Here is a 12,866-nt window from a genome sequence, read left to right as displayed (position 1 = left end):
CGATGCAGCCTAACGACCCGTCGGCACCGCCGGCCAACGACCGCACCCAGTTCATGCCGCGCCCCGGTGGCCGTGGCCCACAGGCGGATATGCCTGAGCCGGCTGCGCCGCCGTCGATGCCGGCACAGCCGTTGCCCGGTGGCCAGGCACTTGGCCTGAACCCGCTGGAAAGCGCCGCCGGCCCGTTGTTGGCATTGCTGACCCGCTTGCGTAGCACCATCGCCCATCCGGCCCCGGCCAGCCTGCGTGCGCAGTTGCTGGCCTATCTGCGTCAGTTCGAAGAGCGCGCCGAAGCCGCCGGGGTGGCGCGTAACGAAGTGCTGCTGGCGCGTTACGCCCTGTGCACCGCTCTCGATGAAGCCGTACTCAGTACGCCTTGGGGCAGCAGCAGCGACTGGGGCAAGCAGAGCCTGCTGATTACCGTGCACAACGAAGCCTGGGGTGGCGAGAAGGTATTTCAGCTGCTTGAACACTGCCTGCAGAGCCCGCGCGAACGTCTGTACCTGCTGGAGTTGCTGTACCTGTGCATGTGCCTGGGCTTTGAAGGCCGCTATCGGGTCATGAACGGTGGCCGTGCTCAGCTCGAAGCCTTGCGCGAACGCACTGCCGCCGCCATTCGCAGTGCCCGGGGCGAGTTCGAGCGCGAACTGTCGCCGCACTGGCGCGGGGTCAGCGTCACCCGTGATCGACTGTCGCAGTTCATGCCGCCCTGGGTGGGCCTGGCCATTGCCCTGGCGCTGTTACTGGCATTGCTGTTTGCCCTGCGCTTCATGCTCGCCGCCGACGCCGAGCCGGTATTCAAGAACATTCATGCCCTGGGCGAGATCCCGGTGCAAGCCATCGATCGCCCGGTGACCCAGCCAAAACCAGTGGAACGGCCACGGCTGGCGGGCTTCCTGGCCAGCGATATCAAGGCCGGGCGGGTCAGTGTCGAAGACGCCGTCGACCGCTCGGTGGTGACCATCCGCGGCGACGAACTGTTCGCCTCGGCCAGCACCAGCATCAATGACAGCTTGCAGCCATTGATGCTGCGCATCGCCGATGCCATTGGCCAGGTCAAGGGCCAGGTGCGGATCACCGGCCACAGTGACAACCGGCCGATTGCGACCTTGCGCTTCCCGTCCAACTGGGCGCTGTCCCAGGCCCGCGCCGAGCAGGTCCAGCAGATTCTGGCAGCCAAGACCGGCCAGCCTGCGCGCTTCACCGCACAGGGCCTGAGCGATACCGAACCACTGGCACCGAACAACACGGCCGAAGGCCGGGCAAAGAACCGCCGGGTTGAAATCACTGTATTGGCGGAGGGGGTCGAGTGAAGGCGTTTTTCGGTTTTGTCATTCGTTGGGTCATCCCGGTGCTGGGTCTGATCGCCCTGAGCCTGATCATCTGGTTCGTCGGGCCGTTGTGGGATGTGCTGATTCCGGCGGGTCGCCGCTGGGCCCTGATTGCCCTGCTGTTTGCGTTGTGGCTCGGCTATCGCCTGTGGCGCATTGTCCAGGCCCGCCGCCAGGCGGAAGAGGTCATGCGCAGCCTGGCCGCGGAAACCGCCCCGGACCCTGCCAGCGTTGCTACCGCCGAGGAGCTGGCGACCTTGCGCCAGCGCATGGACGAAGCCCTGGCGCTGCTGAAAAAGGCCCGCCTCGGTGGTGACGAGCGGCGCAATCTGTACGAGCTGCCGTGGTACGTGATCATCGGTCCGCCGGGCTCGGGCAAGACCACGGCGCTGGTCAATTCCGGCCTGCATTTCCCTCTGGCGGCGCAGCTTGGCGCCGGGGCAATTCGCGGTGTTGGCGGCACCCGCAACTGCGACTGGTGGTTTACCGACCAGGCTGTGCTGCTCGACACCGCAGGCCGCTACACCACCCAGGACAGCCACGCCCAGGTCGACAAGGCTGCCTGGCTGGGCTTTCTCGACCTGCTGAAGAAGCAGCGCTCGCGTCGGCCGATCGATGGCGCCTTCATTGCCATCAGCCTGTCCGACCTGCTGCTGGGCAGCGACGCGGAACGTGCCGCCCACGCGGCGGCCATCCGCTCGCGCATCCAGGAGCTGTATAGCCAGCTGGGCGTGCGCTTTCCTATCTACCTGATGCTGACCAAGCTCGATCTGGTGCCGGGCTTCATGGAGTTCTTCGACACCCTGAGCAAGGAAGAGCGCGCCCAGGTGTGGGGCATGACCTTTGCCCTGGACGACGACAAGTCGGCTGAAGGGCCGCTGGCGCAGTTCCAGAGTGAGTTCGCCGGCCTTGAGCAACGCCTCAACGAGCGGCTGGTCGAGCGCCTGCAGCAAGAGCGCGATCCGGCGCGGCGCGATCTGGTCTATGGCTTTGTTCAGCAGTTCGCTGCCTTGCGCTCGAACCTGCAGAGTTTCCTCGACGGCGTGTTCAAGCCCAATGCCTATGAAGAGCGCGCGTTGTTGCGTGGCGTGTACTTCACCAGCGGCACCCAGGAAGGCAGCCCGATCGACCGGCTGATCGGCGCCATGGCCCAGAGCATGGGCCTGGACCGTCAGCACCTGGCGCGCCAGACCGGCACCGGCCGCAGTTACTTCATCGAAAAACTGTTCAGCGCCGTGGCCTTTGCCGAGCGCGGGCTGGTCGGGGTCAACCCGAAGGTCGAGCGCCGGCGCAAATGGCTGGCCCGTGCTGCACTCGCGGCCAGCGTTGCTTTGGTAGTGCTGGTCGGCAGCGTGTGGGCGCTGAGCTATCGCGCCAACCAGGCTTACATCGCCCAGGTCGAGCGTAAGCTCGCGCCGCTGGGGCCAGTCCTGCAAACCCTGAGCCCGGCCCAGCGCGATGTACTGGCGGTACTGCCGCTGCTCAATGCCGTGCGCCATCTGGCCGATGATCCACCCAGCTGGGCAGAAGGCCTGGGGCTGTACCAGGGCGACATGCTCGAAGCCGAGTCGGCCAGCGTCTACCGCAAGCTGCTGATTGCCGTGTTTGCCCCACGCCTGGTTACCCGTATCGAAGAGCAGCTGCACAGTGGCGGTGGTTCCGACTTCCTCTACGAAGGCCTCAAGGCGTATCTGATGCTGGCGGACGGCGAGCACTATGACCCTGATTTCATCAAGGCCTGGGTAACCCTCGACTGGGAGCAGAGCCTGCCCCGTGACCTCTCTCCTGAGCAGCGTGCGGCGCTGGGTGAGCACCTGCAGGCGCTGTTTGAAAAGCGTCCGCCGAATGCGCGCCTGGATGCCAACCTGATCGAAGACCTGCGTCGCCAGCTGCAGCAGTTGCCGGTGGCCCAGCGCGTCTATGACCGGGTCAAACGGCAGAAACTGCCAGACGGCGTCAGCGATTTTCGCCTGAGCGAAGCCGCCGGCCGCGATGCTGCGCTGGTGTTCAGCCGCAAGAGCGGCAAGCCGTTGGGCGAGCCATTGAGCGGGCTGTTCACCGTCGAGGGTTATCGCAAGGCGTTCCTCGCCACCAGCCTGCAACACAGCAACACCCTGGCCGAAGAGCGCTGGGTGCTGGGCCGCGAGCAGGCCGATGAAGGTGATGTAAGCAGCCTGGCTGCCGACGTGCGCCGCCTGTATTTTGCCGACTACATCCGCCACTGGGACGCACTGCTGGCCGATATCGACTTCGTGCCGATCACCAGCGTGGCCCAGGCCGCCGATGTATTGCGGGTGATTTCCGGGCCGACTTCGCCGCTGAAAAAACTGCTGGCCGCCGTGGCCAAGGAAACCAACCTGCAACAGCAGGACCCGCTCGCCGCCGCCCAGGCTAAAGCCAGCGAGGCCGGTGTCGATCAGCTCAAGCAACGCCTGGGTAACTTGCTGGGCCAGGATGCACCGGCAGATATCCGTCAGGCGCAACACAACGAGGATCCGGTCACCGCGCACTTTGCCGAACTGGCCAGCCTGGTCAGCAAGGGCGAGGGCGAGCCTGCGGCCATCGATGGCCTGCTCACCGACATGAACGCCTTGTACGTGCAGGTCAGTGCCATGGTCGGTGCCAGTGGTGACGCCTTGCTCGGTGAGGCCAAGAACCAGGCCACTGCCGCCGCCAATCGGGTCAGCCTCACCGCACAACGCCAGCCGCCGATGGTCCAGGGCCTGGTCAAGTCGGTCGTCAGCTCGACCACCAACACCATGATGGGCGGCGTGCGCAATCAACTGAACGCCGCCTGGGTCAGTGAAGTGGTCAACGTTTATCGCCAGTCCCTGAGCGGCCGTTACCCGTTGGCACCGGGCAGCTCGCGGGATGCCACGCTGGACGACTTTGGCCAGTTTTTCGGCGTTGGCGGGGTGATGGACAGCTATTTCCGCAAGTACCTGCAGCCGTACGTCGATACCTCGGCCAACCCGTGGCGCTGGCAGCCGGGTGCGGCGCAGAAACTCGGCATCGGCCCTGGTGTGCTGCACACCTTCCAGCGCTCGGCGGCGATTCGCGATGCGTTCTTCCGCTCCGGCGGCATGCAGCCGACCGTGCGCTTCGAGCTCAAGCCGGTGGCCATGGACGCCTCGATCACCCAGTTTTTGCTCGACCTCGACGGCCAGCAGATCAGCTATGACCACGGCCCGAGCCGACCGGTAGCAATGCAGTGGCCGAACCCCAACAGTATCGGCGTGGTCCGCCTGTCGATCATGCCGCCGTCGGCCAACGGCCGTTCCGGCCTGACCCTGGAAGGGCCGTGGGCCTGGTTCCGCTTGCTCGATCAATCCGATCTGGTGGCCGGCAACGGCCCGGATCGCTTCAGCCTGCGCCTGCGCGTCGACGGTGCCAGCGTGTCTTACGAACTGCGCGCCAACAGCGCTTTCAACCCGTTCAAGAGCCGCGTGCTCAGCGGCTTCAGCCTGCCGGAGCGGTTGTGATGGGTGGCGTTGGCTTCTACGGCAAGCTGGCCAGCCGTGGCGACTTTGTCAGCCGCGGCTTGCCGCAGAGCTTCATCCAGCCCTGGGACCAGTGGCTGGCGGCGGGGCTTATGGCCAGCCAGCAGCAGTTGGCCGAGCACTGGTTGCCGGCCTATCTGGTCAGCCCCTTGTGGCGCTTTGCCTTGGCCCCGGGGGTCTGCGGGCCAGAGGCTGTAGTGGGCGTGCTGATGCCCAGCATCGACCGGGTAGGGCGCTATTTCCCTCTTACCCTGGCTCAGGTTCTGGCGTCGGATGAGTCGCTGGCGGCGGTGGTCAGTGGCCCGGATGACTGGTTCGAGCACGGCGAAGCGCAGCTGTTGGCCACCCTGGAACCCCAGGCTGGTTTCGAGGCGTTCGATGCGGCGGTCCAGGGCTTTTCCGCACCCCGCATCAGTGCCGTTTCGAGCCCGGCGGTTGCTGGCTTGCAGCGCTTTGCGGCAGTGACCCCCGAGGCCCGCCAGGCCGCTTTGGCCGAAAGTGCCTGCGCCGGCATGAGCCTGTGGTGGGGGCGGGGTTCGGAGCATATCGAGGCGGGATTGTTGCGTTGTGCCGGTCTACCGCGCAGCGAGGATTTCGCCAGTTTTCTTTTGGGTAGTGAGGCGGCGCGCTAGATGACGGCTTTGCATTACACCGCAGCCAGCTACAGCCATGTCGGCATGGTGCGCAGCATCAACGAAGACGCCTGCCTGGACCTTGGCAGTGAAGGCCTGTGGGCGGTTGCCGATGGCATGGGCGGGCATGCGGCGGGCGATTACGTCAGTTGCCTGATCGTCGATACCTTGCGCCAGTTGCCGGCAACGCATTCCCTGGATGAATACGCCCAGGTGCTGCGCGAGCGGCTGTCGGCGGTCAACGCAGCGGTGCGCGAAGAAAGCGTCCGGCGTGGCGTGACGATGATGGGTAGCACCCTGGTGCTTTTGGCTGTGCGTGGTGACCAGGGTATCTGCCTGTGGGCCGGTGACAGCCGCCTGTACCGCTTGCGCGACGGGCGCCTGGAGGGCATCTCCCGCGATCACAGTTACGTGCAGGAACTGCAGGACAGCGGCCTGCTCAGCGAGGCCGAAGCGCGGGTGCACCCGCGGGCCAATATCGTCACCCGGGCGATTGGTGTCGAGCCCGAGCTTGAGCTTGAGGCCGTGTCACTGCAGATCTTCCCCGGCGATACCTACCTGTTGTGCAGCGACGGCCTCAACAAGACTGCCGAAGACCATGAAATCCGCGAAGTGCTGGGCCACAGCGACCCCTACCAGGTGGTCCGCAGCCTGGTGCACCTGGGCCTGACCCGGGGCGCCCCCGACAACATTACCGCCGTCGTCATCAAGGCCGGTTGAAGACCAAGCACATGGACAAAGTGATTCCCGGATACGACATCGACGGAGAGATTGGCGAAGGCGCCATGGCTACCGTCTACCTGGCCACCCAACGCTCGCTGGAGCGTAAGGTGGCCCTGAAGGTCATGGCTGCGGCCCTGGCTGCCGACCCGACCTTCTGCGAGCGCTTCTTGCGCGAAGGCCGCACCCTGGCGCGGCTGTCGCACCCGCACACGGTGACCATCCACGACATCGGCAATGTCGGCGAGCTGTACTACATGGCCATGGAGTACCTGCCCAATGGCACGCTCAAGGAGCGCATTGCCGCCGGGGTGACACCGGAGCAGGGCCTGCTGTATATCCGCCAGATCGCTTCAGCCCTGGGCTACGCCCATGCCCAGGGCCTGGTGCACCGTGATGTGAAACCGGCCAACATTCTCTTTCGCGCCGATGGCACTGCGGTGCTGTCGGACTTCGGCATCGCCAAGTCGCTGGATGACCGGACCCAGTTCACCCAGGCCGGTTTCGCTGTTGGCACCCCGAGCTACATGAGCCCGGAGCAGGCGCGTGGCCAGGACATCGACGGCCGCGCCGATCTCTATGCCCTGGGTGTGGTGTTTTACGAGATGCTGGTTGGCAAGCTGCCATACAGCGGCAACGACGCACTGTCGACGGCACTGGCGCATTTGACCGAGCCGTTGCCGGAGTTGCCGATCGAGCACGGCCGCTATCAGGAAATTCTTCGTGGCCTGCTGGCCAAGGACCCGGCCGAGCGCTTTGCCGATGCCGAGACCTTGCTGGCGGCGCTCGATCGGCTGCCAGCACAAGATACTCAAAGCACGTTGATCCAGCCGCTGCCAATTGCCAGCCCGGTGACGCCTGTAGCGTTGGAGCCGCCACAGGCGCCTCCAACGCCGAAACCAGAACCCATCGCCAAGGCATCGCCACCGGCAGCCCCGCGCAAGCGCCCGGCAGTGGCCTTGCTTGCCATTGCGATCGCTGCGGCGCTGGGCCTGGGCGGGGTTGGCTATTGGGTCATGAGTGGCGATGAACAGATCGCTGATTCCCAGCCGGTGCAAACCAGCGAACCGGCACCACAGACGCCTCCGAGCGCAAGCAATGACGACAATCGCCCGCTGTTGATGGCCGGCAAGAAAACCCTGTTCCAGCGCGTGCTGAGCAAGCCCGGCGCCCAGGTCGTCAGCCAGCCGGGCGCCACGCCCAGCGATACCTTGCCGGCGTTTACCGTGCTCTACGTCTACCAGCGTCAGGACCTCAACGGCAGCCCCTGGCTTCAGGTCGGCACCGCCAGTGATGGCCGCCGCGACGGCTGGTTGCCGGCCTCCCAGGTCAGCGACTGGAAGCAGAGCCTGGTACTCAAGTTCACCGAACGCTCGGGGCGCGCACCGGTGATGTTCCTGCGCCAGTCCGATGAGCTGGAACGCTTGCTCGGCGATACCTCGGCGGCCCGCGCCGAACTGCTCAAGGCGCAAAACACTCCGGACGCAGTACCGCAAGTGATGGCCCTGGAACCCAGCGCCAGCGCCGTGCCTCAAGACCAGTTCTACCTGATGCCGATCTTCGAGGCGCGCGAGAGCTTCGACGAAAACGGCCAGCCGCTGCAGCTGCTCAATGTCGCCTCCATCGACCCTGGCAGCAGCGCGCGCAGCAGCCAACCCAAGGCCGCCGGTATGGCGTCCTCCAGCGACGCGTTCCGTACCGCCGTGGTGCTGGTGGTGGATACGTCGGTATCGATGCAGCCCTATATCGATCAGGTGCGCCAGGTGGTGCACGAGCTGCATGGGCAGATCTCGCGCCGTGGTGAGCTGGATAACGTCAGCTTCGGCCTGGTCGGCTTTCGCAACAACACCACGCGCACGCCGGCCCTGGAATACCTGACCAAGACCTTGGTAACCCTGGACCAGGGCCGCGATCCCGAGCGCTTCCTGAAGCTGGCCGAACAGGTCAAGGCCACCAATGTCTCCAGCCACTCGTTCAACGAAGACGCCTTTGCCGGGATCATGCAGGCGGTCGACGGCATGGACTGGTCCGGTTATGGCGGGCGCCTGATTCTGCTGGTCAGCGACGCCGGCTCCCTGCGCAAGAACGACCGCTACAGCAGCACCCAGATGAACGAAGCCGAAGTGCGCCAGGCGGCCCTGAGCAAGCAGATCAAGATCTACGCCCTGCACCTGCGTACCGAAGCGGGCAAGAAGAACCACGCCTACGCCGAGCAGCAGTACCGGGTGTTGACTGCCGATGCCAACCCGCAGATCGGCGACCTGTATGTGTCGGTGCCCGGTGGCGATGTGAACAAGTTTGGCGAGCGGGTGCGCGAGATCGGCTCGAGCTTCGCCGACCTGGTCCACCAGGTACGCAGCAACCCGGCACAACCGGCACCGCTGCTGGCTGCTTCGCCAAGCGTTGCGGATAAATCAGCCGCCATTGGCTATGCCATGCACATGGACTTTCTCGGCCGCAAGAGCGCCAGCCTGGCCCCGCAACTGGTCAGCGCCTGGACCTCCGACCGCGACCTGACCAACCCGGCGCTGCCGACCCTGCAGGTCTGCGTGATGCTCACCAAGCTGCAACTCAACGACCTGCAGCAATCGCTGAAGCTGATCGTCGATGCCGCGCGCAAGACCCGCACTTCGCCCAAGGATTTCTTCCAGGAAATCGCCAGCGCCAGTGCCTACATGAGCCGCGACCCGGCGGCCCTGCGCAAGGGCGCCAACCTCGCCGAAGGCGGTGTGCTGGGCGAATACCTGGAGGGCCTGCCGTACCGCAGCAAATCCCTGAGCATGACCCAGGACCTGTGGTTGTCGCTCAGCGTTGGCGAACAGGAGGACTTTATCGACGAGCTGGATTCGAAGATCCGCCTGTACGAAACCTTTCACAACGACATGGCCAACTGGGTGCGCTTCGGCAATGCCGAGCCCGGTGATGCCTTGTACCGTGTGCCGTTGTCGACGCTGCCGTGATGATCAGCCTGCAAGCGCTGCGCAAAACCCGCGGCCTCGGCAGCCAGCGCTACAGCCTGGAGATCGAGCGCCTGGAACTGCGCGCCGGTCAGCAGCTGGCCCTGGTCGGCCCTAGCGGCTGCGGCAAGAGCACCTTGCTCGACCTGCTGGCCTTGGTGCTGCAGCCGGATCAGGCCGAGCGCTTCGTGTTCAGCACCGACTCGCACACTTACGACATTCAGCAACTGTGGCGCGAGCAGCGCCAGGACCGGCTGGCGCACCTGCGCCGCCGGCATCTGGGCTATGTGCTGCAGGCGGGGGGCTTGCTGGGCTTTCTCGACGTACGCAGCAATATCGCCCTGCCGCGCCAGGTGCTTGGCCTGGGCGATGACGGCAGCGTACAGCGCCTGGCCGAGCAACTGGAGATTGACGACCAGCTCGACAAGCAGCCGAACGCGCTGTCGGTCGGCCAGCGCCAGCGGGTCAGTTGTGCCCGTGCCCTGGCGCATAACCCCGACCTGTTGTTGGCCGATGAGCCGACCGCGGCCCTTGATCCACTCAATGCCGAGCGGGTGATGCAGCTGTTGCTGCGTCAGGCGCAAGCGCGGCAGGTGGCCTGCCTGATCGCTACCCACGACGAGGCGCTGGCCCGCGATGCCGGCTTGCAGGTGTTGCGCATGATCTGCCGCCGCGATGCCGACGGCGGTGTCACCGCCACGCTGGAGGGCCAGCCCTGATGCGCCCGATGCTGATCGCTGCCCTGGCCTGGCGGGACTACCGCAACGACGCGCGCCTGTCCGCTTGCAGCGTGCTGGCGCTGGTGGCGGTGATCGCGCCGTTGCTGGTGTTGTTCGGTTTGAAGTTCGGCCTGGTCAGCAGCCTGACCGAGCGCTTGGAGCGCGACCCGGCGGTGCGTGAAATCATCCCGTTGGGCGGTGGTCGTTTCAGCGCTGATTTCGTTGCCGAACTGGCTGAGCGTCACGATGTGGCATTCGCCTTGCCGCGGACCCGACAAATTGCCGCAACCGCTGATCTGGTGCTGTCTGCGCGCAAGGTGGTGGTCAATGTCGAGATGATCCCGACGGCGCTCCGCGACCCGCTTCTGCAGGGGCTGCAAATCCCCAACGGCATCGACCAGATCGTCCTCAGCCGCACGGCGGCGGAGAAGCTTGGCGCTCAGGCAGGCGACTCGCTTGAGGCGTCGTTCAGCCGCCAGCTGGCCGGGCAGATTCAGGCTCAACGCACCACCTTGAAGGTCTTGGCCGTATTGCCGCTGGAAGCCTTCGAGCGTGACGCCTTGTTCGCGCCTCTGGCGCTGCTGGAAGCTGCCGAAGACTACCGCGATGGCCGCGCCGTACCCGCCTTTGCCTGGGAAGGGGAGGCCAAGGCCGGCGAGGCGCAACGGGTCTATCCGGCCTTTCGCCTGTATGCGCGCAACCTCACCGATGTCGAGCCGTTGCGCCGCTTCTTTGCCGACCGCCAGTTGCTGGTCTCGACCCAGGCCCCGGCCATTGCCCAGGTGCAGTCGTTGAGCCGCAACCTGACCTTGGTGTTCTGGATCATCGCCGCGCTGGCAGTGGCTGGCGCGTTCGCGGCTATCTGCGCCGGCGCCCTGGCTGCGGTCGAGCGCAAGCGCCGCGAGCTATCGGTGATGCGCTTGCTCGGTTTCAGCACGACAGCCTTGCTGGCTTTTGTGGTGCTCCAGGCGCTGTACAGCGGTGTGTTCGCCGCGGTGCTGGGCGCCACGCTGTATGCCCTGGCCGAAAGCGGCCTCAACCAGTTGTTCATGCAGATGCCCGGCGAGTACGCCAGCCATCTGCTCCCGTCGCATTACCTCGTTGCCTTGCTCGCTGTGCTGTTGGCCAGCGCGGCCGCTGCCGCCCTGGGGGGCTGGCGCGTGGCACGAATAGACGCTTGTGAAGGAATTCGAGATGTTTGACCGCCGCTTCCCCGCCCTGGCGCTGATCGTCGCCGCCCTGAGCCTGGTGTCCTGCGCCCAGGCCGAGGACGACCCCAAGCCTGCCAGCAACAAGCTGGACAACCCCAAGCCGCTGGCCGACGACATCAGCCTGCCGCTGCCGTGCGACGGCGAGATGGTCTTCCGCCACGTCTACGTGCTGGCCCAGGGCAGCCTCGATGACCGTGAAGTGAACCTCGGCTATCCGTTCAGCGAAGGCGAGGCGGGCTACAAGCAGTCGTTTATTTCCGGTTATCGCCGCGACTTCATCAACGGCCAGTTCAGCCTGCAGGACCTGTCCACTGACTGGAAAAAACGCATCAGCCCAAGCCTGCCGAAAACCGAGGCCGGCAGCCCGCTGAAACCGATGATGTACTTCATTGGCAAGTACGAAGTCACTGCCCGCCAGTACGCGCAGGTGATGGCGCAGGCCCAGTCGCTGGCCAGCGGCGAACCGGCGCCGGCCTGCGAGGCACCGACTGGCATGGCCGGGCGCCTGCCCAAGGTCAAACTGTCACGTTTTGAGGCTGAGCGTTTTTCCGCGGTCTACAGCGCCTGGCTGATGAAGAACCACCGCGATCTGCTGCCGGTCAGTGGCCGTGGCAAGAAGGCTGAGGATGGCGGTATCGGCTTTGTGCGCCTGCCGACCGAAGTGGAATGGGAGTTTGCTGCCCGTGGTGGCTCTGCCGTCAGTCGCCAGGAGCTGGAAGGCCGGCTGTTCCCGCGACGCCTTGAGGGCAGTGAAAGCGACGGGCCGCTGGCCGATTGGGCGGTGTTCAACCAGGTTGCCGGCGGCACCGGCCAGGCCGCGCGCCTGACCCCGATCGGCACCAAACTGCCCAACCCGTTGGGGCTGTTCGACGTTGTCGGCAACGCTGCGGAAATGGTCCAGGAGTCGTTCCAGCTGGTGCATGCCGGGCGCCGCCAGGGTGCTTATGGCGGCTTCGTGGTCAAGGGCGGCAATTACCTGGAAGGCGAGGGCACGCTGTTCACCGGCATGCGTCGCGAGTACCCGCTGTTCGGCGCCGATGGCACTGAGCAAAGCAATGAAACTACAGGTTTCCGTGTAGCCATTGGCGCCCTGTCGGCCCCGCGTTCGCGTTATGAGGAACTGTTCGAGCAGTGGCAGAAAGAGGGCCGCATGGCCTCGCTGACCGACGCCATCGACGACGCCCAGGACCCGACCAAGCGCCTGGACAGCATCATCGCCGCCAGCATCGACCCGCGCCTGCAAGCGGAGCTTGGCCTGGTCAACGAAGAGCTCAAGCGCAACGTTTCGTTGATCGCCCAACAGCGCGAAGAAGCTGCCGGCAACCTGATCCAGTCGGCGGCGCTGGTGGCCGAGACCATCAACAACTACAACATCCGCCTGACCAACCTGCAGAAGACCCAGCAGCAGGCCAAGGCCTCGGGTGACGAGACCAGCGCCAAGCTGTTCGCCGCCGCCATCAACAACGGCCGCAGCGCGCTCGACGGCGCCGTGGCGATTTACATCGACAACCTTGCCACTGGCACGCGCTATACCGATGCGGTGATTCAGGCGCAGTTCCAGCGGGTCAAGGAAGAGCTCAATCGCAAGCCGGTGCTGGGCAAGAGCCTGCTCAGCCGCGCGACCTTGTTCGTCCGTCATGTCGGGGACTATCGCCAGCAACGGCGTGCGGACCCAGCGACGATCTTGAAAGAACTGCTCGCATCAGCTGCTCCGCAATCTTGAGCGGCTGTCGAGCGAGCATCGTAGTGACCGGGGCGACATGAGGTTGTCCCGGGCGTGTTTAAATAGAGAGAGA

At 65.3% G+C, this 12,866-nt stretch carries 8 protein-coding genes; all 8 read left to right on the top strand.

Annotated elements, in window-relative coordinates:
- Window positions 1-2 precede the first annotated feature (2 nt).
- From LOY45_RS25175 to LOY45_RS25140, 8 genes are read left to right on the top strand one after another with little or no spacing between them, the layout of a single operon-like run.
- On the top strand, window positions 3-1,313 hold the full coding sequence (locus tag LOY45_RS25175) for a DotU family type VI secretion system protein (protein ID WP_115084886.1): 1,311 nt from the start codon (window positions 3-5) through the stop codon (window positions 1,311-1,313).
- Window positions 1,310-4,813, top strand: a complete 3,504-nt coding sequence (tssM, locus tag LOY45_RS25170; RefSeq protein WP_115084887.1) for a type VI secretion system membrane subunit TssM — start codon at window positions 1,310-1,312, stop codon at window positions 4,811-4,813. Before LOY45_RS25175 ends, tssM begins: the two co-directional genes overlap by 4 nt.
- On the top strand, window positions 4,813-5,463 hold the full coding sequence (gene tagF / locus LOY45_RS25165) for a type VI secretion system-associated protein TagF (protein WP_134064797.1): 651 nt from the start codon (window positions 4,813-4,815) through the stop codon (window positions 5,461-5,463). The genes tssM and tagF overlap by 1 nt, the downstream gene beginning before the upstream one ends.
- Complete coding sequence (locus tag LOY45_RS25160; RefSeq protein WP_115084889.1) at window positions 5,464-6,183, top strand: PP2C family protein-serine/threonine phosphatase; 720 nt, start codon at window positions 5,464-5,466, stop codon at window positions 6,181-6,183.
- Between the two features lie 11 nt (window positions 6,184-6,194).
- A complete protein-coding gene (locus LOY45_RS25155) occupies window positions 6,195-9,143 on the top strand; it encodes a serine/threonine-protein kinase (RefSeq protein ID WP_258578528.1) in 2,949 nt (982 codons plus the stop codon).
- The gene (locus tag LOY45_RS25150) at window positions 9,143-9,859 is read left to right on the top strand and encodes an ABC transporter ATP-binding protein (protein WP_115084891.1); all 717 of its coding nucleotides are present in this window, start codon (window positions 9,143-9,145) and stop codon (window positions 9,857-9,859) included. Before LOY45_RS25155 ends, LOY45_RS25150 begins: the two co-directional genes overlap by 1 nt.
- Window positions 9,859-11,061: an FtsX-like permease family protein gene (locus LOY45_RS25145; protein ID WP_115084892.1), complete on the top strand. Its 1,203-nt coding sequence runs from the start codon at window positions 9,859-9,861 to the stop codon at window positions 11,059-11,061. The genes LOY45_RS25150 and LOY45_RS25145 overlap by 1 nt, the downstream gene beginning before the upstream one ends.
- Window positions 11,054-12,793 carry a formylglycine-generating enzyme family protein gene (locus LOY45_RS25140; RefSeq protein WP_258578527.1) on the top strand — a complete coding sequence of 580 codons (1,740 nt, stop codon included), beginning with the start codon at window positions 11,054-11,056 and terminating at the stop codon, window positions 12,791-12,793. The genes LOY45_RS25145 and LOY45_RS25140 overlap by 8 nt, the downstream gene beginning before the upstream one ends.
- Window positions 12,794-12,866: the final 73 nt, after the last annotated feature.

The sequence above is a fragment of the Pseudomonas wadenswilerensis genome, assembly GCF_024749185.1.
Classification (GTDB): Bacteria; Pseudomonadota; Gammaproteobacteria; order Pseudomonadales; family Pseudomonadaceae; genus Aquipseudomonas; species Aquipseudomonas wadenswilerensis.
This window is presented reverse-complemented; position numbering and strand designations above follow the sequence as displayed.

Excerpts from the sequence above, each read along its gene's own strand:
- LOY45_RS25175 (WP_115084886.1), top strand. The coding sequence starts at position 3 with ATGCAGCCTAACGACCCGTCGGCACCGCCGGCCAACGACCGCACCCAG.
- tagF (WP_134064797.1), top strand. The coding sequence starts at position 4,813 with ATGGGTGGCGTTGGCTTCTACGGCAAGCTGGCCAGCCGTGGCGACTTT.
- LOY45_RS25160 (WP_115084889.1), top strand. The coding sequence starts at position 5,464 with ATGACGGCTTTGCATTACACCGCAGCCAGCTACAGCCATGTCGGCATG.
- LOY45_RS25155 (WP_258578528.1), top strand. The coding sequence starts at position 6,195 with ATGGACAAAGTGATTCCCGGATACGACATCGACGGAGAGATTGGCGAA.
- LOY45_RS25150 (WP_115084891.1), top strand. The coding sequence starts at position 9,143 with ATGATCAGCCTGCAAGCGCTGCGCAAAACCCGCGGCCTCGGCAGCCAG.
- LOY45_RS25145 (WP_115084892.1), top strand. The coding sequence starts at position 9,859 with ATGCGCCCGATGCTGATCGCTGCCCTGGCCTGGCGGGACTACCGCAAC.
- LOY45_RS25140 (WP_258578527.1), top strand. The coding sequence starts at position 11,054 with ATGTTTGACCGCCGCTTCCCCGCCCTGGCGCTGATCGTCGCCGCCCTG.